The 23,537-nt window shown below is 38.2% G+C and carries 16 protein-coding genes; 12 read left to right on the top strand and 4 right to left on the bottom strand.

All coding sequences use genetic code 11. From position 1 onward, the window contains the following. Window positions 1-5 precede the first annotated feature (5 nt). The 11 genes from xdhB (at window position 6) to recQ (ending at window position 11,712) form a co-directional block, all read left to right on the top strand. Window positions 6-893 carry a xanthine dehydrogenase FAD-binding subunit XdhB gene (gene xdhB, locus APRE_RS07310; RefSeq protein ID WP_015778344.1) on the top strand — a complete coding sequence of 296 codons (888 nt, stop codon included), beginning with the start codon at window positions 6-8 and terminating at the stop codon, window positions 891-893. Beyond that, on the top strand, window positions 883-1,503 hold the full coding sequence (xdhC, locus tag APRE_RS07305) for a xanthine dehydrogenase subunit XdhC (RefSeq protein ID WP_015778343.1): 621 nt from the start codon (window positions 883-885) through the stop codon (window positions 1,501-1,503). The genes xdhB and xdhC overlap by 11 nt, the downstream gene beginning before the upstream one ends. A gap of 606 nt (window positions 1,504-2,109) precedes the next feature. Next, window positions 2,110-3,237 (top strand): THUMP domain-containing class I SAM-dependent RNA methyltransferase, encoded by a 1,128-nt coding sequence (locus tag APRE_RS07300; protein ID WP_015778342.1) that lies wholly within the window; start codon window positions 2,110-2,112, stop codon window positions 3,235-3,237. 81 nt (window positions 3,238-3,318) lie between these two features. Continuing rightward, on the top strand, window positions 3,319-4,656 hold the full coding sequence (locus APRE_RS07295) for a L,D-transpeptidase family protein (RefSeq protein ID WP_245941955.1): 1,338 nt from the start codon (window positions 3,319-3,321) through the stop codon (window positions 4,654-4,656). A gap of 8 nt (window positions 4,657-4,664) precedes the next feature. Next, complete coding sequence (locus tag APRE_RS07290; protein ID WP_015778340.1) at window positions 4,665-5,486, top strand: energy-coupling factor transporter ATPase; 822 nt, start codon at window positions 4,665-4,667, stop codon at window positions 5,484-5,486. Continuing rightward, a complete protein-coding gene (locus APRE_RS07285) occupies window positions 5,483-6,346 on the top strand; it encodes an energy-coupling factor transporter ATPase (protein ID WP_015778339.1) in 864 nt (287 codons plus the stop codon). Before APRE_RS07290 ends, APRE_RS07285 begins: the two co-directional genes overlap by 4 nt. Next, window positions 6,333-7,127: an energy-coupling factor transporter transmembrane component T family protein gene (locus tag APRE_RS07280; protein WP_015778338.1), complete on the top strand. Its 795-nt coding sequence runs from the start codon at window positions 6,333-6,335 to the stop codon at window positions 7,125-7,127. Before APRE_RS07285 ends, APRE_RS07280 begins: the two co-directional genes overlap by 14 nt. Then, on the top strand, window positions 7,124-7,864 hold the full coding sequence (gene truA / locus APRE_RS07275) for a tRNA pseudouridine(38-40) synthase TruA (protein ID WP_015778337.1): 741 nt from the start codon (window positions 7,124-7,126) through the stop codon (window positions 7,862-7,864). Before APRE_RS07280 ends, truA begins: the two co-directional genes overlap by 4 nt. Then, a complete protein-coding gene (locus tag APRE_RS07270; RefSeq protein ID WP_015778336.1) occupies window positions 7,861-8,247 on the top strand; it encodes a hypothetical protein in 387 nt (128 codons plus the stop codon). The genes truA and APRE_RS07270 overlap by 4 nt, the downstream gene beginning before the upstream one ends. After that, window positions 8,234-9,358, top strand: coding sequence for a DUF4097 family beta strand repeat-containing protein (locus APRE_RS07265; protein ID WP_015778335.1), 1,125 nt, complete (start codon window positions 8,234-8,236; stop codon window positions 9,356-9,358). Before APRE_RS07270 ends, APRE_RS07265 begins: the two co-directional genes overlap by 14 nt. Window positions 9,359-9,927: 569 nt before the next feature. Continuing rightward, a complete protein-coding gene (recQ, locus tag APRE_RS07260) occupies window positions 9,928-11,712 on the top strand; it encodes a DNA helicase RecQ (protein WP_015778334.1) in 1,785 nt (594 codons plus the stop codon). A 505-nt stretch (window positions 11,713-12,217) separates the two neighbouring features. On the opposite strand, the gene brnQ is transcribed toward recQ, so the two are convergent. Further along, window positions 12,218-13,543, bottom strand: coding sequence for a branched-chain amino acid transport system II carrier protein (gene brnQ, locus APRE_RS07255; protein WP_015778333.1), 1,326 nt, complete (start codon window positions 13,541-13,543; stop codon window positions 12,218-12,220). Window positions 13,544-14,054: 511 nt separating this feature from the next. On the opposite strand from brnQ, the gene APRE_RS07250 reads away from it, so the two are divergent. After that, window positions 14,055-20,435: a MiiA motif-containing surface protein gene (locus APRE_RS07250; RefSeq protein WP_015778332.1), complete on the top strand. Its 6,381-nt coding sequence runs from the start codon at window positions 14,055-14,057 to the stop codon at window positions 20,433-20,435. Between the two features lie 257 nt (window positions 20,436-20,692). On the opposite strand, the gene APRE_RS07245 is transcribed toward APRE_RS07250, so the two are convergent. From APRE_RS07245 to APRE_RS07235, 3 genes are read right to left on the bottom strand one after another with little or no spacing between them, the layout of a single operon-like run. Then, window positions 20,693-22,534, bottom strand: a complete 1,842-nt coding sequence (locus APRE_RS07245; RefSeq protein WP_015778331.1) for a heavy metal translocating P-type ATPase — start codon at window positions 22,532-22,534, stop codon at window positions 20,693-20,695. Between the two features lie 2 nt (window positions 22,535-22,536). Next, complete coding sequence (locus tag APRE_RS07240; RefSeq protein ID WP_015778330.1) at window positions 22,537-22,761, bottom strand: cation transporter; 225 nt, start codon at window positions 22,759-22,761, stop codon at window positions 22,537-22,539. Between the two features lie 2 nt (window positions 22,762-22,763). Next, a complete protein-coding gene (locus APRE_RS07235) occupies window positions 22,764-23,066 on the bottom strand; it encodes an ArsR/SmtB family transcription factor (protein WP_015778329.1) in 303 nt (100 codons plus the stop codon). Between the last annotated feature and the right edge of the window lie 471 nt (window positions 23,067-23,537).

The following is a 23,537-nucleotide window of genomic DNA, read 5'->3' as shown; positions in this document are numbered from 1 at the left end:
GATAAATGTACGATATCAAAGAAATAAAAGAGGCCTACTCCGTAGAAGAAGCGGCAAAGTTATTAAATGAAGATCCTGAGCTTAAAATCATAGCAGGTGGGACAGATGTCTTAGTCAAGCTAAGAGAAGGATCGATCGAATCACCAAAACTCTTATCAATCCATCTAATAGATGAATTAAGTCAAATATCAATAGATGAAGAAGGCTCTATAGAAATCGGAGCTATGGCGACCTTCACCCACATAGCAGATAACCCAATTATAAAAGAAAACATATACCAACTAGGAAAGGCCGTCCTTACAGCAGGAGGCCCACAGCTTAGAAATGCTGCGACAATCGGGGGAAATGTATGTAATGCTGCTCCTTCAGCTGACTCCGCCCCTATGTTATTTTGCCTAGACGCCTTAGTAAATATAGTAAGTGCAGAAGGCGAAAGAACAATGCCAATTACAGACTTTTATATAGGTCTGGGCCAAGTTGACCTAAAGCCAAATGAATTTGTCAAAAGCTTTACTATAAAGAAGGAAAACTACGAGGGCTATTCTGGAAAATACTTCAAGTACGCCATGAGAAACGCTATGGATATAGCGACAAGCTCTTGTGCGACTATGGTTAAGGTCGACGATGAGGGAAAAATCGAAAAAATCAAGGCCTGCTACGGGGTAGCATCTACAGTTCCTGTAAGAGTCTACAAGGCTGAGGAAGAATTTATAGGAAAAAAATTAGATGATGAAAATATCACAGCCTTTGCCAAACTTGCCCTAGAAGAGCTTTCCCCAAGAAACTCTTGGAGAGCGAGCAAGGCCCTCCGTACCCAAATCCTTTACGAAATATGTAGGAGAAATCTAAAAGAAAGCCTAGAAGAATACAAAGGAGAAGACGATGAAGACTAAACACTCTAGAGAATACGGTCCATTTGCTCCACAAAGAGTCAAACTAAGCTATCAAAAGCCTAACTACAAGAGGGTAAAATGCACTATTAATGGCATCCCTGTAGAAAAAATGGTAGATGTAAGGGCAAGCTTAACAGACTTTCTAAGAAACGACTTCGGTCTTACTTCTGTAAAAAAGGGCTGTGAAGTAGGAGAATGTGGAGCATGTTCTGTCCTAATAGACGGAGAAAGCGTGGACTCTTGTCTTTATCTTGCAATCTGGGCTGAAGGAAAAGATATCTGGACAACAGAAGGTCTGGTAGCAGATGACGGTTCGATTTCAATCATCCAACAAGCCTTCATCGACCAAGCGGCAGTCCAATGCGGTTTTTGTACACCAGGATTTATAATTACCGCTACAGAAATCGTATCAAGGGGAAAAAGATACGAGAGAGCTGAGCTAAGGAGACTTCTTGCGGGAAATATGTGCAGGTGCACAGGCTACGAAAATATCCTAAGAGCTGTGGAAGAAGCCATAGAAATAGAAATTAAGGGAAGGGCAGAAGACTACGAGACAGACCTTGCAGTAGATCCAGACAACACAGGCCACGACCCAATGATCAAGGACTAAATATAAAAACTTAGGCGATGAAGTAGATTAAATTCTACCACCGCCTTTTTTGTGGAAATATTTGAGGAGAAGGTTAAGAGAAGTATAAACATTTACTCTCTTCATTACTAGATAAGATTTATATTATATAGAAGAGTCGCCTAATTGACTCATATAAACCTTGCTTACAGACCATCCCACTTATGTGTAATGGAATTGTCGCAGTGAGCGTAGCGAACTGATGAAATGTGCCGGACGGGCTTGTTCTCCATGAGCCGGACGGGCTTGTTCTGAATCCGAAAACTGACACCGAAGGTGGCATCTCGAGCTTGTCGAGAGATCTATTAATTATACTTACCGTCGAGCGAAGTCCACGTCCCTTATGTTGAGATACAACTTCCCTTATGTCGAGCGTTAGTCGAGACATCTCTTAAATATCTAGAATGAGTAATATGTCTTTCTTACACGTCTATTCTTTGGCTAGGTAATTTCCATTTATATAGGAAATTTCAATTTTTATCAAGGTCTATCAAACCCCTCTTTATCAAAAGAAATAATAGATTTTATATTTTCTATAAAAGATTATAATAAAGATGAAAAATAGATAAAATCAGTTATAATATAAGCATGGAAAAAATTATAATTACAACAAGTTTTGGCTTGGAGGCTCTAGTCAAGAGGGAGCTTATTGATTTAGGCTTCGAGGATTTTTCTGTAAGCGACGGGATGATTACTCTTTCAGGCGAACTTTCTGACATAGGAAAACTAAATATTAATCTTAGATGTGCAGATAGGGTCTATCTTGTCCTAGATGAGTTTAAGGCGACTTCTTTTGATGAGCTTTTTGAAAATATTAAAAGGATCAACTGGACTGATTATCTGCGAAAGGAAAGTAACTTTATAGTAAACGCCAGGACCTATAAGTCCAAGCTTTTCGCCCTAAGGTCAATCCAATCTATCACAGAAAAGGCAATTATCGATTCTTTGAGGAAAAAATTTAAGATTTCGACCTTCCCTAAATCAGGGGAGAGGGTAGGAATTGAAGTCATGGTCAATAGAAATATTGCTACAGTTACAATCGATACATCAGGTGATGGCCTTCACAAGAGAGGCTATAGGGAGGATTCTGTCAAGGCTCCCCTTAGGGAAAATCTTGCGGCAGCCCTAGTAGATCTTTCTTTCTATAATCCTGATAGGTTCCTCCTTGATCCCTTCTGCGGGTCGGGGACAATCCTAATCGAGGCAGCGAGGAAGGCTCGTAACATAGCACCAGGTATTGATAGGGACTTCGACTTTAGGCACTTCGTCTTTATGGACAAATCTATCTACGAGAATGAAAAGAAAGAAGCTTTGGGAAGGATAGATTATTCTACTAAGCTTCATATCCTAGGCTCTGATATATCTGGTAGGGCCATAAGCCTTGCCAAGAACAACGCCCTAAACGCTGGTGTTGAGGAAGACATAGCCTTTGTCAAAAGAGATATAGGTTCTGTTGCCGTATCAAGGGACGACTACGGTGTATTGATAGCAAATCCTCCCTACGGTCTGAGATTATCAGATATGGATTTGGGAGAAATTTATAAGAAGATAAATAATAAGTTTATGAAGCTTGACACCTGGTCCTTGTATTTTGTAACAGCTGATGAGAAATTCGATAGAAACTTTAAAAGGAAGCTTTCCAAGAAGAGAAAGCTCTACAACGGCGGTGAGAAGGTAGATTACTACCAGTATTTTGGCCCAAGGCCAAAGAATTAGGAGGATATTATTACAGACAATAAGAAAAACAACAAGACTTGGCCTCTTGTTTTACTAGGAATAATAGGTATTTATTTGATAGTGACTGTTATATTTTCTTTTATAACCCTACCAAATACTTATATAAATGGAAATGATGTTTCATTTGCTTCAAGGGAGTCCGCCCTAGAAGCTGTCGGAGATGATTTTAAGCTAGAAGTTAAGGGAAGAGATGATAGAAATTTTGTCCTAAATTCTAAGGATATAGGCTACGATGCGAAGATTCCACAAAACGCATCTATCGACCAAAATCCCTTTGCTTGGCCAATCTATCTTGTAAATGGCAAGAAGGATGATCTTAAATTTGATTATAATATAAAATATGATGAGGGAAAGCTTGATGAGCTCTTAAAGGAATCTCCACTCTTTACCAATGTGACAGAACCAGAAGATGCAAGTCTTGTATTTCATGATGGATCATTTGACGTAAAAGATGCAGTAATGGGTAACAAACTCGAATATGCCAAGGTTAAAGATCAAATAGTTAAGGCAATTAATTCTGACCATGAGGATATTGAACTTACAGATGAAGACTATAAGAATCCGGAAGTCCTTTCAGATTCTAAGGAGCTTAATGACCTTAAGGAAGATGCCAAAAAGATCGAAGCTATGAATATCAAGTTTAACTTCAACGGTTTCGATATAGGCCTTAAGGGAGATAAGCTTGTAGAAATGCTAGTCCAAAAGGGCAAGGTCTTCGAGCTTGATTATGATAAGCTTCTTGCCTTTATGAAAGATGTTGCTGATAAGACTGACACTTACGGAACTGAAAGAAAGTTTAATGCGACAGGAGTTGGAGAGATTACAGTAAATCCTGGTGTTTACGGTTATGTACTTGACCAAACAGCAACTGCTGATGAAGTCCTTAAGCTTTTCAATGAGAGAAAAAGTGGAGAAGTTGAGCCAGTTTATGAAAGATACGGCTACGAGAGAACAGCTAATGGTACTGATATAGGAAATACCTATATAGAAGTAGACATCTCCCGCCAATATCTCTGGTTTTACAAAAATGGCGAGCTTGTAATAGAAAGCCCACTTGTCACAGGCCTAGTTTCTCCTGGTTGGGAGACTAATGTCGGAGTAGGATCAATCCTATCCAAATCTACTAATGCCAAGCTAGAAGGAGTTGACTTTACAGGAGAGTCCTACAAGACACCAGTTGATTATTGGATGCCAATAGGCTGGGACGGCGAAGGCTTCCACGATGCCCCATGGAGGGGAGGAGCCTTTGGTGGAGGAATATACTTCTCAAACGGAAGTCACGGTTGTTTAAACCTCCCACCTTATGTAGCCCAAGTAATATATGAAAACGCAGAAATCCACACACCAGTCATAGTATATGAGTCAAGCACCAACAACTCACCAGCTATGGCTTACTAGGAAGAAAAATGATAAAGATAGAGAATTTAACCTATGTCTATCCGACAGGAGAAGACGAAGAAGAGAAGAAGGCACTCGATAATGTGTCTATAGAAATTGAAAAGGGAGACTTCGTAGCTATCCTCGGCCACAATGGGTCAGGTAAGTCTACCCTAGGCAAGCTCTTAAATGCTCAGATATTTCCTAGCTCAGGAGATATTTGGGTGGATGATTTAAATAGTAAGGACGAAGATAGGATTTGGGATATCAGGGAGAAATGCTCCATGGTCTTCCAAAATCCTGACAATCAAATGGTCGCCACCACTGTAGAAGAAGAAGTTGCCTTCGGTCCAGAAAATCTAGCTGTTCCTAATCCAGAACTTAGGGAGAGGGTTGATTCGGCAATTGACCTTGTGGGCATGACTGACTATAAGAGGAGAAATCCTTCCAATCTTTCTGGAGGGCAAAAGCAAAGAGTATCTATAGCAGGAGTTATAGCCATGTTATCAGATTATATAATCTTTGATGAGCCAACAGCCATGCTAGATCCCAAGGGAAGGAAGGATGTTATAAATCTTGTAAAGGACCTTAACAAAAACTATGGCAAGACCATAATCTACATCACCCACTATATGGAAGAAGCAGTCCTTGCAGATAAGATCGTAGTCCTAGATAGCGGCAAGAAGGCCCTTGAAGGGACTGCCAGAGAAGTCTTCTCCAAGGTAGGTCAGATGAAAAAGCTGGGCCTTGCTGTTCCCCAAGTTACGGAAGTTGCCTTCGCCCTTAGAAATTCAGGAATCGAAATGGATGAGCTTCCCCTAAATATCGAGGAGTTTTTAGAACTTATATGAAAATTGAACTAAAAAATGTTGATTACATCTACAATGCAGGCCTTCCTTCAGAAGTCTACGCCCTTAAGGATATCAATCTAGAGATCAACTCTCACGAAATTGTAGGCCTTATTGGCCAAACGGGCTCTGGTAAGTCTACCCTAGTCCAACTCCTAAACGGCCTACTCATTCCTACTAATGGCGATTGCCTTATAGATGGAATCAACTCAAAAGATAAGAAAAAAAGAAAAGATGCGAGATTTAAGGTAGGTTTAGTCTTCCAATATCCGGAAAACCAACTCTTCGAAGAGACCATAGCCAAGGATATTGCCTTTGGTCCCAAGAACATGGGCCTAAGTGAAGAAGAAATAGACGGGCGTGTAAGGGCTGCTATGGCAAAAGTTGGCCTAGACTATGAGACCTATAAGGATAAGTCTCCCTTCGAGCTTTCTGGAGGTCAACAAAGAAGGGTAGCTGTTGCGGGAATTCTTTCTATGAATCCCAAGGTCCTTGTCCTAGACGAACTTACAGCAGGCCTTGACCCAGTCGGCCGTGATGAGATATTTGAAGAGATCATCTCCCTCTACGAGGCCGATCCAGAGCTTTCTATTGTACTTGTAAGTCACTCCATGGAGGATGTGGCAGAGTATGTAGATAGGGTAATCGTGATGAATAAGGGAGAAGTCTACTCAGATAAGTCAACCTACGATACCTTCACCCAGGCTGAGCTTAATAGTATTGGTCTTGACGTGCCACAGATTACAAAGTTTATGAGGGCCTACAAGGAGAAAAATCCACAAGTAAGAGATGATATCTACACAGTAGACGATGCCATTTCTGAGCTTAAGAGAGTTCTAGGAGGAAAAGATGGCAAACATTAGCATAGGACAATACCTTCCTTTTGATACCTTTATCCACAGGCTAGATCCTAGAGTAAAGATCGTGGGAGTATTTTTGTATATAATAACAATATTTTTTGTAGATGACTTTTATGGCTATATACCCTTTGTAATTTTATTAATCGCTATGCTAGCAGTAGCGAAGATTCCAATAAAGAGCGTCCTTAAGTCCCTAAAGCCCGTGATATTTATCATAATTATTACAGGACTTATTAACCTAATTACAACACCTGGTAGGGCAGTCTTTGAACTTGGACCTGTCACAGTAACAGCAGAAGGAATCCACAGGACAGCCTTTACAGTCCTAAGACTTATCCTAATAATCCTATCGACCTCTGTTCTAACCTACACCACAAGTCCGATGGAGCTAACCTATGGACTCGAAAAGCTCTTCTCACCCCTCAAGAAATTTGGTTTTCCAGCAGGGGAGCTTGCTATGATGATTTCCATATCCCTTCGATTTATCCCAACCCTATTTGATGAGGCGCAAAAGATAAGGATGGCCCAAATGGCAAGAGGAGCGGACTTCGAATCTGGAAATATTATCAATAGAGCCGTGAGCATGATTCCTCTTCTAGTCCCACTATTTATTAACTCCTTCAAAAGAAGTGACGATCTCGCCACAGCCATGGAAGCGAGGATGTATAGGATAGGACATGAGAGGACTAAGCTTAACGAGATTAATATGGGAAGGGTGGATTGGCTAGTCATTTCCCTCTTTACCATATTCTGCACAATAGTAATAGTCCTTCACTTCCTATGATTAGAAATGTACTTCTAGAAACAGCCTACGATGGGACGAACTTTGCAGGCTTTCAATACCAAAAGGACGAAAGAAGCGTAGAAGAAGAGTTAAGAAATGCTATAAGAAAGGTTACGGGAGAGGATAATAGGATTGTATCCTGCGGGAGGACCGACAGTGGAGTTCACGCCAGAAGCCACTTCGTAAACTTCCTTACAGCATCTAATATAAGTCCCAAGGCCTTTAGCTTCCATATCCAGCCCCACTTACCAGATGATATATTGGCCCTTTCTTCGAAGGAAGTTAGCCTAGACTTTCATGCGAGATTTTCCTGTAAGTCCAAGCTTTATAAGTATGTGATCTACAGGGGAAGGCTCATGTATCCAGTCTTTAGGAACTACAAGGAAGAAATATCCTACCCCCTAGACCTAAAAAGATTGGATCAGGGTCTTAAGATCCTAGAGGGCGAGCATGACTTTAGGCTATTTATGAGAGAGGATAAAAAGCTTAAGATAAATACAGTAAGGAAGATCGACGAGGCCTACTTCGAGGAAGAAGGAGATGACCTTGCTATTTATTTTAAGGGGGAATCTTTCCTCCATAACCAGGTAAGGATCATGGTAGGATCTCTTATAGAGCTTAGCCGAGGAAGGCTTAGCCTAGATGATTACAGGAAGTTTTTCGATAAGGACAATAATAAAAGAGCAAATCCCGCCTTGGGAGCCCAGGGCCTATACTTGCGGAGGGTAGAATTTTGAAAGAAAAAACTTTAAATGAAATAAAGGCCATAAGTCTTTTCGCTTTCCTTATAGGATGCGGATATTACCTAAGAGAAGGAATGGAAATATACTATCTTATAGTTACAATCCTTTTTGTATATCTGGATTCTATCTTCATAAATAAGGAAGGCTTATTTGTGTCCAAACACATATTCTACTTACTACTTGCGATTTATAATGTAATTAGTCTGGCCTTTATGATACAATATATAAGAGGAGATAAGCTCGATGATATATTTCTAGCACTTCTTAAGCCCTTCTTGGGAGCAAATGAGGTATACTTCGTGGGGCTTATCCTAATATTTACAACTGGACTTATTATAAAACAGAACATTATCGGAGCTAATAATGGGAAAGAATAGAAAAAATACGAAAAAAACTGACAATAAAATAAAAAATATTCTGGGATTTTCTAAAAAGAAAATAATAGCTATAGTTGGACTAGTGATAATCCTTGCCCTTGCCATATATTTTGGCACAAGTAGGAGAAACCCTATCTCAAACAAGCTAGCTACAACTACAGAAATCGACGACAATTCCTACAACCAATCTAGGATTATGCGTGTAGATTTAAACAAGATTAAGACCATAAACTTTGACCTAGGTACATGTGATGTGAGAATCCAAAGATCTAACACCAATCCTTATGTCGAATATACAGTCCTCTACAGGGGAGAGGAAAACTCCTACGATATGGAGGTAAGCTTCAATGAAGGAGAGCTAAAGCTTAAGAATAAGGTTGTTGGCAAGGAACTCTACATGAAGGATAAAATTCCTATAGTTAGAATCTTCCTACCAATGGAAGGCGGTCTAGATGAGATCAAGGGGAAAATTACTGCAGGTGATGTCAAAATCACAGACCTTGAAGTCAAAAACTTCGACCTAAGACTGGATAGCGGAAATGTAAGTGTAGATAATGCCTACTTCCAAGGAGCAATCTCAAACGGATCAGGTTCAATCAACCTAAACAAGGCTGAGATTAATAATACCAAGCTTGAAACAACTACAGGAAATATCAACATAGTAGACTCAACACTTGGAAATAGACTAGACTTCATCACCCAAACAGGGGACATAATAGTAGAAGCCGATAAGACAATCGATAACTACAATGTAAACGCCAAGCTATCAGTAGGTAACTTCATCCTAGGAAATATTTCCTACAGAAATATCAAAGACGGCTACTCCAGCGAAAACGACGGCAAATACAAGATCTCCATGAGAACAAAAATAGGAGATATAATCTTTAACAGAGGCGAGGGAGCGACTGTAGATAAGGAAGAATACATCACCAACAAGAGCAAATCTTCTACAGAAGAGGAAGAAGAAAATAAAAAAGAAACTCGCGAAGAATCGGAAGAAGAATCAGAAAAAGAAGAAACAAGTGATTCTGATACAGAAGATACTGAAACTTCCGAAGATGAAGAAAGCTCGGATGACGAAGGCGTTGATACAGAAGAAGAAAATAATTAGGCTTAGGGCTTAATTATTTTTTTTACAGAAATATTACTTAAATTCATTAGAAGATTCAGCTTCCCCACCCTAGTCCCTAATGGTTCTGGACACAGCGAATAGAGTGAGCTGATGGCAGAGTGCCGGACGGTCGGGCTTCGATTTTTGTAAAAAATCGAATAAGTGGGACTTATTTGAAAAACAAGTTCCAAGAACTCGAAGAGTTCAAAATCGAGGGAGCTCTCGTCATGGGCCACTGTTTTGCAAAGCAAAACAGTGCAGTATCCTTTGTTAAGAAATAACAAAGGATAAAAGAACGATGACTATCGTTCAGAGTTAATAAGGTGAAGGTCTTTGGACCTGAGCCCGCAAGCTACCGTCGACCGGAGTGGAGGGATCTCTTTAGGAAAATTCAGGATGCGAATACAAAGGATATGAGAAGGCAAAGTAGGAATTCAATAAATTACTTAAAACTATAGTCAATTGAGATAAAATTACAAAGCTATTTTAAAATCATCGTTAACTAGGCATTATCTTGTCGTATTTATATTTATCAAATAAGTATCAAAAGAAAAGAAACAGAGGAGATTATGACAGAAGAGATTAGAAATTTGAAGAAATATTTTGGCTATGATTCTTTTAGGGAGGGCCAGGAGGAGATTATAAAGGAGATCCTCGCTGGTAGGGATGTGCTCGGCGTCCTTCCTACTGGTGGGGGTAAGTCTATTTGCTACCAGCTTCCTGCCCTTATGATGGATGGAATCAGCCTTGTCATATCTCCCTTGATTTCTCTAATGAAAGACCAGGTGGATGCCCTTAGGGAAAATGGGATCGCCGCGAGTCTTATCAATTCTTCCCTAAGCCTTGAAGATTACAAGAAAAGTCTATCTGAGATAAGGTCAGGTGCTGTTAAGCTTGTCTACATATCACCAGAAAGACTCGAAAATGACTTTTTCATAGACTTTCTAAAAGACTTTAAGGTCTCATTTGTAGCAGTAGATGAAGCCCACTGTATTTCTCAATGGGGCCATGACTTTAGGCCTTCCTACAAGCTAATCCCCAAGCTTTACGAGACTTTCGACAAGGTTCAAATCACAGCTTTTACTGCCACTGCAACCAAGGAAGTAAGGGATGATATAATAGAAAACTTGGAATTGGAAGATCCTTTTGTCAAAGTTACAGGATTTGATAGGAAGAATCTCCTCTTTCTAGTAGAAAAACCAAAGAAGAAAATAAACTACCTCAAGGACTTCTTAAGTAACCACGAAGAAGACTCAGGTATTATCTATGCCTCGACTAGGAAGAAAGTCGACGCTATCCACAAGAAGCTTAAGTCCATGGGCTATGCTTGCGGGAAATATCATGCTGGAATGACTGAAAGCGAGAGGAAAAAGAGCCAGGATGCCTTTATCTATGATGAGGATAAGATAATTGTTGCGACTAATGCCTTTGGTATGGGGATTGATAAGTCTAACGTAAGATATGTCATCCACTACAATATGCCCAAGGACATGGAATCCTACTACCAAGAAGCAGGAAGGGCAGGCCGTGATGGAGAGGAGGCTACTTGTATCCTCCTTTACTCAGGTCAGGATATAATCATAAACAAGCACCTCATAAATATGGGAACTAACCGAGTATACAAGAGAATCCAGCTAGAAAAGCTCCAGACTATAATCAATTATGTAAATACCACAGCCTGTCTAAGACAATATATACTCAATTATTTTGGCCAAGATGCGGCGGATGAGTGTGGAGCCTGCACCAATTGCCTATCAGAGATAGAAAAGGAAGATGCAACAGTAGATAGCCAGAAAATCTTATCCTGCATCTACCGCCTAGACCAAAGATATGGAACATCTACTGTAGTCGATTGCCTGATGGGATCAAAGAATAAAAACGCTAGGGAGAAAGAACTAAACAAGATCTCAACCTATGGGATTATGAAAGATAAATCCAAGACCTACATCAAAGACTTGATAGGAACTCTCACAGCAGATGGATATATCAAGGTCTCAGGCACAACTTACCCTATCCTTAAGCTTACAGAAAAATCCAAGGACGTCCTTTTCGGAGAGGTCAAAGTCCTAGTCAATATCAGAAAGGAAGAAGAAAGAGTCAGGAAAGACGGCTTCGATGATAAGTTAAGCTATGACGAAAAGCTCTTCAAACACCTGAAAGAAGTGAGGTTAGATATGGCAAGAATGAGAAATATCCCACCCTTCATAATATTTTCCGACGCAAGTCTTAAAGAAATGTCCCAGAAAAAACCAAGAACAGAAGACGAAATGCTAATGATCAAGGGAGTAGGAGACAAAAAACTCCTCCAATATGGGGATATATTTCTGGCGGAGATTAGGGAATTTGAGAGATAAGAGTATTTTAGACAAAGTTTTTAACTATGTTTATGTAAATAATATATAATATAAGGTATAGTAATAACGTCGTTATCCACCTTCATAGCATGAAGGGAGGTGAGACTGTGCGTACGATTCTAGAAATCATAGCTACAATCGTAGCAGAGATAGTTGGTCACTTAATCTGCATATTGCTAGAGAGCAAGCCCGTCCGGCTAGTTTAGGACCCTACACGGAGTGGTTAAGCGAAGCTTAAGCTGAATAAGGATGACGATTAGCAAAACAAAAAGCGAGCTTGGGGCTCGCTTTTTGTTTGGTCGGACCATGCTTTGATTCTAGAAATCATGGTTAATCCTATCATACTGCTGATTTTTAAAAAATCAATATATATTAGTTGATATATCAAAAATATCCGTAGCAGTTTAAACTAGTATATTAATTAATAATAAATATTACTAACGATAAAAAATAAATCCAATAAATAACCACCAAAAAACGGGCCCCAAAGCCCGTATTTTTATTTCTAAAACATACTTTCCTTAACATCCTCTTCTCGCCTTTTGCCAAGACCCATCATGCCTAGGATATAGCCTATCACAAAGCATACTAGAGATGGGATAAACCAAGTGAAGCCGAACTGTGCTAGAGGAAGTGATTTTATCGTATCAAGTAGGGAAATTAATCCGAATTTCTTTCCGAAAGTTTCTATAAGGGCTGTAATTAATACCCCGACTACCATCAATATATAGGCCATATTGTAAGGAATCTTCTTTTCGAAAATCATATAGAAGACTAGGGCAATTATTATAGGATAACCCACAGTTAGGACTGGTACAGCTAGATTTATTATAGCATCTACGCCTAGGCTTGAAAGCAAATAACTAATCACAGTGACAACAACTACTGTCACACTATACTTAATCTTACCTCCACTAAGCTCTTCGATGAAGTTTCCAGCTGATGAAGTAAGACCAATCGCTGTAGTAAGACAGGCTAGAGTTACCGCTATGCTTAGGGCAAACTTGCCGAAATTACCTAAAAGCATATAGACAAGATTTACTAAAATATCTACACGAGAATCATCTGCACTAAAGACCTTGCTCGCACTAGCTCCAAGGTAGGTTAGACCACCGTAAACTATAGCTAGAAATATGGAAGCTACTAGTCCCACCCAGATGATAAAGGACCTTCTATCTTTCCTAGAGCCTTGTCCATAGCCTTTCCTAAGGATATCTGTCACCACAATACCGGTAAATAGGGGAGATGCAAAAGCGTCCAGAGTCTGATAACCTTCGTAGAAACCATTTACGAAAAATCCACCATCCTTAGTATTTTCTATAGGAGTACCAATAGGACTTACTATAGCCTTTACTATCAAAACCAAAAGGAAGAAAAGCAAGGCAGGTGTAATATATTTGCCGATAATATTTACCACATTACTCTCCTTAAAAGAGAGCAAGAGGGTAATAGCGAAAAATACAAAAGTAAGGGCCCAAATCGGAAGGTTAGGGAAAAATGGGGCAAAGCCCACCTCATATGTAGTTGCAGCTGTCCTAGGAATCGCAAAGGCAGGTCCTATACAGATTATTGCAGCAAGGGTTAGGACCTTGGAAAATCCAGAACCAACACGCTTTCCAATATCGACAGCTCTCCCGCCTGCAAAGGCAGTTATAAATACAGTTAAAATTGGTATAACAGGGTCGGCAAGAAGGAAACCTAACATAGTCCTAAACCAACCGCTGCCAGCACTTACGCCCAGATATGGAGGAAATATCAAATTTCCTGCCCCGAAAAATATAGCAAAAAGCGCAAGTCCGCTGACTAAAATATCTTTTTTTCTCTTATTCAAAAGTTTCTCCTTATAATTAAACAAAATTTTTAATAATTAATTAGTATTATACTCACTACGAGCTTTTTATCAAAGGTAATTCTAAGCTTCTTACTATATAGTATATAGAAGAGAAAATTCTATTAATAAAAATAAATTCAAAATCCTATCTTGATAAATAAGAATCTTAAGTCCTCTTGTAAAAGATAATATTAACAAATATTAACTATACGGTAAAAAATATCAGAAAGATAAGTCAAGTAAAATAATAAATAATTATAATCAAAGTTACCTATTCAAGATTAAACCCCGCAAATTCGGAGGGGTAATTTGTAATATATTGGGAATTTATATATATATTGGTTTTTTAATTTTTCGGGTAAAAATAGCCTAGTTTCGCTTGCAAATTATTTCTAATATTATACAATTGATTTTCTGAAAGGGGAGTCAAATTATGTTATTTCGGGCCTGTACTTTAACAAGATACAAGACAGAAGGAAGGGCCAAAATGTACTTAAGAAAGGATTAAAATATGGATACTAATGACAAATTAGTGAAGATTATTGAGTACAAGAAACTCAAAGGATCTATCAGAAAACCAAAGTATGCAACCAGAAAGCTTTCTATAGGCTTAGTTTCATGCATGCTAGGTTACGCTTTACTAGTTTCTCCAACATCTGTTGAAGCTACTGAAGGAAACGCAAATGCAAAAACTGAAGTAGTAGAAAGAGGAGATATAGAAGAAGTAGAAACTCCTGATGAAGGAGAAGCTAAGGTTGAAGTTCCAGTAGCTACCCCGGAACCAGATGAAGAAGTTATAACAGAAGCTGATAATTTCAATGCAGAGCTTGAAAAGCTTACTGCAAAGGTAGGAGATAGCTCAATTGACTACAAAAAAGCAATCAAAAACCTACCAGAAGACGCTAAACTTACAGTAAAAGCTCCAGCAGACACCAAAGAAGCAGGAGAAAAGACTGTTGAAGCTACAATTACATTTGCTGATGGATCTGAAAAAGATCTTAAAATCACAGTTGATGTAAAGGCTGAGGAAAAACTTGAAAAAAGCAATGACGGAGCCGACAAAAAAGAAGTTCCAACAGAAGAACAAAGAAAACAAGACCTAGCTAACTACCTAACAAGGATAGAAAAATCTACAAATCAAGAAGAAATAGATGCTATTCTTGAAGAAGCAGCAGATAAATATAAAGATATTGATTTTGCTCCGTTATTAAATGCTGGTATTCAAATAAGTGAAAAGACAGAACCACAAGCCTTAAAAGAATCTAATCCTGATGAAAAAGAGTTTACAGAAGCAAAAGCAAAAGAAAATTGGGATCAAGAACTAAAAGACAAAGGTTATTGGAAATTAGCTGAAGGCCAAAGGTTTAGAAGAGTTTCAGCTAGTGACCCAGTAAGTATATATGATATTAATTATGATGGAACTTTTGCTGATGCAGAAGGTAACACAAATTTAAGATTTATATATAATGAATTAAATGGAGTTGGTTCCGGAGTCTGGCATAGAATTGTAGTTAACTTTGGTGATTTGACAGATAAAATTGATTTTGAAAAATCTTATGTTGTTGGTGAAGATGGAAAAACAACAGAAAAATTCTATGATGTTAATGGTGAAAAGCGTCTAGATATTACCAAATTATATAGTGGACCTAGGGCAGGCAAAAGAGTCAATTTCCCTATGAATATTGTTCTAAAGGATGGCAAATCTATTAATGAGATTCCAAAGGAAAATTATATAGTACAGTTAAGGTTAGTAAACAAAGCAAGACCAAATGTTGCAGAAGGAACAGAAATTTATACCTATGCACCTAAGGGAACTTCTGTTGACTACTCATCCTATACAAAGGTAACTTCTGTGGACTTATCAGATAACATTAGTTCAACAGTGTTAGAAGGACCAAAGCAAGAAAAAGGCGAAAGGATTGCCATCCAAAGGTCTTACATGTCAGAATTTATAGCAAATCCAAAAGAATATGATGACTCTACTCAAATAGGTATTTTAAGAACAGAATATCTAGGAAAAAGAGGTGGATCTATTGGTGAAAACATTAAAGATGTAGACGGTAAGCCGATTGGATTTGCACAAGTATTTGATGCAAAACTAGTTGATTATTTAAAAGAAGATACTAATGGTAATGTAGCCTATACAAATGTCCTTACTAACGATAGAAAACAAGGATCCTGGGTAAAGAAAATAGGAATTAAAAAAGCTGATATTACAATAAAAGATGGTCTAGCATATGTAGTTATTGCCAGAAATGATTCCGTAAATGCATTCAAAAATAATGAAATAAAGGCTGTTGGCGTTCCTACTCTTGACCAGTATATCAATCAATCTGGTATATATTTTTCATCTATAGATTATTTAATTGATAAGACAAAGTTGAACGAAGAGTTTACACCAGGCAAAAGAAAAACAGACTTTTCAATGGCTGCTGGTTGGGTAGAACCAAACACAAAGGGATGGACAATTTTTGAAAAAACATTTGACGAGGATTTTGTTGTACCTAAAGGGGAAAAGTATACTATCAACACAACAAACGTTCCTGAAGGCGGTCAAGTTATAATTCAAGTTGGGGATAAAAATCAGGCAATACTAAGAAATAAGCAGGGTTATTATAACAGTACAGTTTCTTTCTGGAAACAAGGGGTTGATTCAGTCGATGAAACTAGCCCTGGAACCTATGAATTCACATTAAGAGAAGGTGCCACAATAAAGAAGGGTGAAGGAATTAGAGTTCTCTTACCTGACACTCCTGATCATACTTCACCAGTAAGTTTTGTAAATCAACATAATGCAGATGGTGGAACCGAACTCAAAGTAGAATCAAATTCAGGAAATATTAAGGTTAAACTTAATAATTCTGCCAATGGAGATATCAAATTAAAGTACACTCTTAAAGGTGAAACAGAACAAAGTGAAATTGTATACAAAAAGAAGCTAGTAGGTTGGGAAAAGCCAAATGATCCTGATAATATCTTAGAAGGCTTAGGAAAAGCTTGGATAACTAAATCAAAGTTAGAGCCTGGTACAAAAATACTTGTAGAACATTATGATGCTAGTGGAAAAAAAGTAGATAGTCTGGAATCTTATATTATTTATAAGGAGCTAGAAAAAAGCCCAGAGAGATATACTAATATAGCTTGGGTTGATTCTACAGACACATTATCAGAAGTTTCAATGAGAAAATCATTATATAAACCATACCAAGTTATCTTTACAAATGACTATGCAGAAGGAACTGATGATTTCTACAAAGACCCTAAGGCTTTACCATCTGATAACACTGAATTTATGAAAACTACTGATAAGATTCAAGGTTATACAAAATATGACGGCGGATTAATCAGAATGCGTACAGAGCTTTTAGATGATATAGCACTTTTAGGTAAAACTCAAGCCCTAGCTAATGAATATGATAAAGATGGAAATGTCACAACAGACAATAGTTCTAAGCTTACATTAAAAGGAGCTAATGGAGAAAAAGAATATAGGGTTTATAGATATGATATCGATCTTAATAAACTAGGAGAAATTTCAAAAGCTGGAACATCAGCTAGAGATGTTGATGCAGAAGGAAATAACAAGCTAGTTCTTAAAAAAGATATGAAGCTCTATTTCAATGCATCAGACGGATCTTCCCTACCAACTGAGTTAGTTGAATCAAGAGTAAGAACAAGAGTATTATTCGATACAACAGATGGAAAGTTTGCTGATGCTAGCACAAGATCAGTAAGAATTGCTCCAGATAACGTGAAATATCTTGAGGATGCAGGATATACAGCAAACGGATTTACAGGTGCAAATGTAGCAGAAGGTACAGGAGATAAATTTGCTGAAAATCCAACAGCAGAAGGCAAGACATTCCTAGGTTGGGTAACTGAAGCAGGTAAAGCTGAACTAGGAGCAACAACTGTTAAATCAGATGCCTTCAATAAATTATCAGCAGATAAAAAATTCACATCAGAAACTCCAATAACTACTCACCAAGTTGTATATGCAATTTACTCAGATGAAAAATTAGTAACATTTGATGCTAATGGCGGTAAGTTTGACGATAATTCAACTACAAAGACAGATGATATAACTGACGGAGTTCAAGCACCAACACCAACTCAAGAAGGAAAAGAATTCGTAGGTTGGGCAAGCAAACCTGATGCAATAGAAGCTGAAGCAGGAATCTTAGATAAAGTAACAGAAGGACAAACTGTTTATGCTGTTTGGAAAGACGCTAAGACTCAAACAGATGCACAAAAGAATCCAGCAGTTGATCCAACTAAGACAGAAGTTGCAAACAAAGATAAGTTAACTGAAGACGAAAAAGCTAAAGTAGTTGAAGAAGTTAAGAAAGCAAACCCAGAAGCTAAAGACGTAACAGTTGATGATAAGGGTAATGCAACATTAACTTACGAAGATGGAACAACAAATGAAATTCCTGGAGAAAAGACAGTAACTGAAAAAGCAAAAACAGATGCTGAAAAGAACCCAGCAGTTGATCCAACTAAGACAGAAGTTGCAAACAAAGATAAGTTAACTGAAGACGAAAAAGCTAAAGTAGTTGAAGAAGTTAAGAAAGCAAACCCAGAAGCTAAAGACGTAACAGTTGATGATAAGGGTAATGCAACATTAACTTACGAAGATGGAACAACAAATGAAATTCCTGGAGAAAAGACAGTAACTGAAAAAGCAAAAACAGATGCTGAAAAGAACCCAGCAGTTGATCCAACTAAGACAGAAGTTGCAAACAAAGATAAGTTAACTGAAGACGAAAAAGCTAAAGTAGTTGAAGAAGTTAAGAAAGCAAACCCAGAAGCTAAAGACGTAACAGTTGATGATAAGGGTAATGCAACATTAACTTACGAAGACGGAACAACAAATGAAATTCCTGGAGAAAAGACAGTAACTGAAAAAGCAAAAACAGATGCTGAAAAGAACCCAGCAGTTGATCCAACTAAGACAGAAGTTGCAAACAAAGATAAGTTAACTGAAGACGAAAAAGCTAAAGTAGTTGAAGAAGTTAAGAAAGCAAACCCAGAAGCTAAAGACGTAACAGTTGATGATAAGGGTAATGCAACATTAACTTACGAAGACGGAACAACAAATGAAATTCCAGCAGACAAGACAGTAACTGAAAAAGCAAAAACAGATGTTGATAAGAGACCACTTCAAAATGAAGTAGATAAAAAAGATGATACAAAAGCATCAGACAAGTATAAGAATGCAGACCAAGATAAAAAGGATGCATACGACAAAGCACTAGAAGATGCTAAGAAAGTACTTGAAGATCCAAATGCAAGCCAAGAAGATGTCAACAAAGCTAAAGACGCTTTAACATCAGCAGAAGAAGCTTTAAACGGCAAAAAAACTCCAGAAGTAGATAAATCAGCACTTCAAAAAGAAGTAGCCAAAGAAAATACTACTAAGGATACAGACAAGTACAAAAATGCAGACCAAAATAAAAAGGATGCATACGACAAAGCACTAGAAGATGCTAAGAAAGTCCTTGAAAATCCAAATGCAAGCCAAGAAGATGTCAACAAAGCTAAAGACGCTTTAACAGCAGCAGAAGAAGCATTAAATGGAGAAAAAACTCCAGAAGTAGATAAATCAGCACTTCAAAAAGAAGTAGACAAAGAAAATACTACTAAGGATACAGACAAGTACAAGAATGCAGACCAAGACAAAAAGGATGCATACAACAAAGCACTAGCAGATGCCGAAAAAGTACTAAAAGATCCAAATGCAAGTCAAGACGATGTCAACAAAGCTAAGCAAGCACTAGAAGATGCAGAAAAAGCACTAAACGGTGAATCAACATCAGTAGATAAAAAAGCACTAGAAGCTGAAGCAGCTAAAAAAGACACAACAAAAGCATCAGATAAGTACACAAATGCAGACCAAGACAAAAAGGATGCATACAACAAAGCATTAGCAGATGCCGAAAAAGTACTACAAGATCCAAATGCAAGTCAAGACGATGTCAATAAAGCTAAGAAAGCGCTAGAAGATGCAGAAAAAGCACTAAATGGTGAATCAACATCAGTAGATAAAAAAGCACTAGAAGCTGAAGCAGCTAAAAAAGACACAACAAAAGCATCAGATAAGTATACAAATGCAGACCAAGACAAAAAGGATGCATACAACAAAGCATTAGCAGATGCCGAAAAAGTACTACAAGATCCAAATGCAAGTCAAGACGATGTTAACAAAGCTAAGAAAGCGCTAGAAGAAGCGGAAAAAGCACTAAATGGTAAAGCTAGTGACGTTTCTGATAATATTAGTCCAAATCTTCCAGGAAAAACAGAAGTAGAAGATAAAGACAACTTAACTGAAGAGGAAAAGGGTAAGGTTAAGGAAGAAGTTAAGAAGGCAAACCCTAAGGCTAAAGACGTTGACGTTGATAACAAGGGTAATGCAACTCTAATTTACCCAGATGGATCAAAGAATTATATCTCTTCTGACAAGACAGTAAGCGAAAAAGAAAAATCTATAAAAGATAAAACAGATGCTGAAGGTAACTTAGCAGTTGCACCAAGCAAAAAGCTTGGAGTAGCCGATAAGGGTAACTTAACAGATGCTGAAAGAAGAGAAATAGCTGATAATGTGAAGAAAGCTAATCCAAATGCAAAAGAAGTAATCGTTGATGCACAAGGAAAGGCAACATTAGTATATCCAGATGGATCAAGAAACTTCATCCCAGCAAGCGAATTAATCTACGAAAAAGCTAAGGGACTTGTAGCAGATAAAACTGTTCAAACAACAAACAAGACAGGCAAGGCTGCTAATACAAATGTTAAGACAGGAGTAGAGTCATTAACAGGAGTAATGGCAACACTAGCTACAGCAGTAGGTGGATTGTTCGTAAGCAAAAAAAGAAAAGACGATGATAGATAATATTTGAGAAAATATTATAAGCACAGAGACCTCAGGCTTAGGCTTGGGGTTTTTGTTTTGGAGAAAATTAGAGATTAGACTAGGAAAAGAAAATAATAAAATGATGAGCCTTAGGGCCCTCTCTTATATGATTTTTGAGAAAATACTATTGAAGGCTTTAGTTTTTCTTGTTTCCTATAATAATTTAATTAGAGATTTAAAACCGACGTAAACAAACAAAAAACCGACGCAAATTTTGCGTCGGAAATACGTCGGTTTTATATTTTCTTTTTTAATATTCTCATTGCCCAAAGGATGGATATGATTGAAACTCCTACGTCGCCGAAAATTGCCATCCACATGTTGGCGTGGCCGAATAGGCCTAGGATTAGGATTGCGATTTTCACAAGCATTATAAATGTTACATTTTGTTTTACTGTTGTGTTGGTAAGTCCTGCAATATTGACTAGCTTTCCTATTTGTGAAAACTCTCCGTTGGTTATGAGGATGTCGGAGGATTCGATAGCAAGGTCAGATGCAGTTTCTCCCATAGATATTCCCACATCGGCGTTTTTGAGAACTGGGGCATCATTTATACCGTCGCCTACGAAGACTGTCTTTTCTCCCTTTTCCTGGTAGGTCTTCATTATTTTAAGCTTCTCATCAGGCATGACTTGGGCGTAGTAACTGTCAAGCTTAAGCTTATCCGCTGTATCCTTGACTGCAGCGAGATTATCACCTGATACTATGGCTATTTCTTTAAATTTATCCTTAAGTTTCGCAATTGTTTCTTGGGATTTTTCCTTGATGTCATCTTCTATATAGACACTTGCTGCAAGCTTCTCGTCTACTGACAGATAAATGGCTCTTTCTTTTTTGTCATCTATCTTGAGGTATTTTGGAGAGCCAACTTTGATAATTTTTCCATCTTTGCTTTTTGCCTTTACACCAAGGCCCTTCTCGTTTTTGATCTCTTCAAAGAGGTCTTTCTCTTCTCTATCAAGCTCTTTACTTATAGCCCTTCCAATAGGATGGGTGGTCATGTTTTCTATATTGAAGAGATAGTTTAAGATTTCTTCACGGTCAAAGCCTTCTTCGATCTTTATATCCTTGATCTTGAAATCTCCTGTAGTTAGGGTTCCAGTCTTGTCTGTAAGAAGGACTTCTGCCTTATCGAGGATTTCAAAATATTGGCTACCCTTAATTAGGATTCCGTTTTTGCTCGCAAGCCCCAGCCCTGACATAAAGGATAGGGGAACGGATAAAACTAGGGCACATGGGCAGGAAAGGACTAGGAAGGTCGCCGCACGAAGGAGGTAATCAGACCATGCTCCTCCCATAAATACGGGTGGTATGATGGCAAGAGCTAGGGCAAGGGCTACGACTATTGGTGTGTAGATTCTTGCAAATCGAGAGATAAACTTCTCGCTGTCAGACTTACTTGCTGCGGAATCTTCGATTAGTTCCATGATTCGTGCTGCAACAGAGTCGTCGAATTCTGTCGTAGCTTCGATTTTGATTATCCCATCTGTAACAAGGGATGAGGAAATTACTTCATCTCCTATATCTACAGAAACTGGCATGGACTCTCCTGTAACAGAAGATGTATCAAGACTTGCCGTCCCTTCAATGACCTTGCCGTCTACTCCGATTTTTTCTCCATCACGGACGAGGATTATATCTCCTACTTCTATATCATCTAGGTCGACTTCTTCCGTGCTGCCATCTTCATTTATCCTATTTGCCACATCTGGAACAAGGTCTAGGAGGTCTTTGATATTATCTCTTGATCTTTGGGTGGCAATGTCTTCGAATAGTTCTCCGAAGGAATAGAAAAGCATAACAGCTACTGCCTCTACGTATTCGCCTATGATAAAGGCTGTGATTGTAGCAAGGGCCATGAGGAAGTTCTCATCCAGGGCAGATCCTCGTCTTATCCCCTTAAAGGCCTTAAGGAGTACTTCCTTGGCTGATAGGATGTAAAGAATCAGGAAGGCCCATTTTCTGAAAGAGCCCAGGTAGAAAAACATACTCATAAGCTGTAGGAAGGCTCCCAAAAGAGCAAGGATTATGAGCTCGTTTAATCTGTCTCTGTGTTCTTTTGTAATATTCTTAAACATGACTATTTAGCTATAAATTGGCAACCTGGCTCGATTCTTCCAGCAATCTCGTTTGCCTTTTCTAAAATCTCGTCCACATTGGCGTCATCTTCTAGTTCGATTTTGGCCTTTTCTGTAAGGAAGGATACATTAGCATCTATTACTCCATCTAGCTTTTTGATTTCTCCTTCGATCTTGTTGCCGCAGTTTGCACATTGTAGTCCTTGAATTTTAAATTTCTTTTTCATAATTACTCCTCTATATGTTCTAATCCTGTTTGTATAATTGTCTTAACGTGGTCATCTGAGAGATAGTAAAGCATAGACTTGCCATCCCTCTTGCTTTTAACTAAATTAACTTCTTTAAGGTATTTGAGCTGGTGGGAGATAGCGGATTGGCTCATATCGAGAGCCTGGGCTATGTCACCGACGTTCATCCTTCCAGCAAGTAACCTATACATTATCCTCATCCTAGTCGAGTCGGCAAAGACCTTGAAGAGATCTGCCAAATCAATTAGGGTAGTATCATCAATATTTTTTAACGAATCATTCATGTGGCTCCTTTCATATGAGTATATGTTCATATGAATATTATAACATATATGATAGCGATGTCAATAGAATTTTTATAAAATCCGACTCTTTCTATAGGGATTGAATTTTAGGAGAAATTTAGTATATTTATATAACGAGAATAGAATTATTTTTAAGATATTTAAGAAAGAATTAAATTAATATAAATGGGGAGAGATATAGAAATTATACTAATAATACTCTATGGAGCTATATTGTTAGAGCAAATGTGAGATATGGGATTACACTAATTTCTACTAAGGCTAAAGCCGAAACCATCTGGCCCTTACTTCGCCTTACGATAAAGCCGAAACCACACCCTTGCTTCGACCGAAGTGGAGAAGCCTCTGAGATCTCTCGACTACGCTCGAGATAAGGGGAAGTGGAGAAGTCTCATGGATATTTACTAGCTCTCTTTTGAACCCTTCGAGTTCTTGGAACTTATTTTTCAA

The sequence above is a fragment of the Anaerococcus prevotii DSM 20548 genome (genome assembly GCF_000024105.1).
Classification (GTDB): Bacteria; Bacillota; Clostridia; order Tissierellales; family Peptoniphilaceae; genus Anaerococcus; species Anaerococcus prevotii.
The sequence above is the reverse complement of the archived record's forward strand: the minus strand, read 5'-3'. Positions and strand labels throughout refer to the sequence as shown.

Excerpts from the sequence above, each read along its gene's own strand:
- xdhB (WP_015778344.1), top strand. The coding sequence starts at position 6 with ATGTACGATATCAAAGAAATAAAAGAGGCCTACTCCGTAGAAGAAGCG.
- xdhC (WP_015778343.1), top strand. The coding sequence starts at position 883 with ATGAAGACTAAACACTCTAGAGAATACGGTCCATTTGCTCCACAAAGA.
- APRE_RS07300 (WP_015778342.1), top strand. The coding sequence starts at position 2,110 with ATGGAAAAAATTATAATTACAACAAGTTTTGGCTTGGAGGCTCTAGTC.
- APRE_RS07290 (WP_015778340.1), top strand. The coding sequence starts at position 4,665 with ATGATAAAGATAGAGAATTTAACCTATGTCTATCCGACAGGAGAAGAC.
- APRE_RS07285 (WP_015778339.1), top strand. The coding sequence starts at position 5,483 with ATGAAAATTGAACTAAAAAATGTTGATTACATCTACAATGCAGGCCTT.
- APRE_RS07280 (WP_015778338.1), top strand. The coding sequence starts at position 6,333 with ATGGCAAACATTAGCATAGGACAATACCTTCCTTTTGATACCTTTATC.
- truA (WP_015778337.1), top strand. The coding sequence starts at position 7,124 with ATGATTAGAAATGTACTTCTAGAAACAGCCTACGATGGGACGAACTTT.
- APRE_RS07265 (WP_015778335.1), top strand. The coding sequence starts at position 8,234 with ATGGGAAAGAATAGAAAAAATACGAAAAAAACTGACAATAAAATAAAA.
- recQ (WP_015778334.1), top strand. The coding sequence starts at position 9,928 with ATGACAGAAGAGATTAGAAATTTGAAGAAATATTTTGGCTATGATTCT.
- APRE_RS07250 (WP_015778332.1), top strand. The coding sequence starts at position 14,055 with ATGGATACTAATGACAAATTAGTGAAGATTATTGAGTACAAGAAACTC.
- APRE_RS07245 (WP_015778331.1), bottom strand. The coding sequence starts at position 22,534 with ATGTTTAAGAATATTACAAAAGAACACAGAGACAGATTAAACGAGCTC.
- APRE_RS07240 (WP_015778330.1), bottom strand. The coding sequence starts at position 22,761 with ATGAAAAAGAAATTTAAAATTCAAGGACTACAATGTGCAAACTGCGGC.
- APRE_RS07235 (WP_015778329.1), bottom strand. The coding sequence starts at position 23,066 with ATGAATGATTCGTTAAAAAATATTGATGATACTACCCTAATTGATTTG.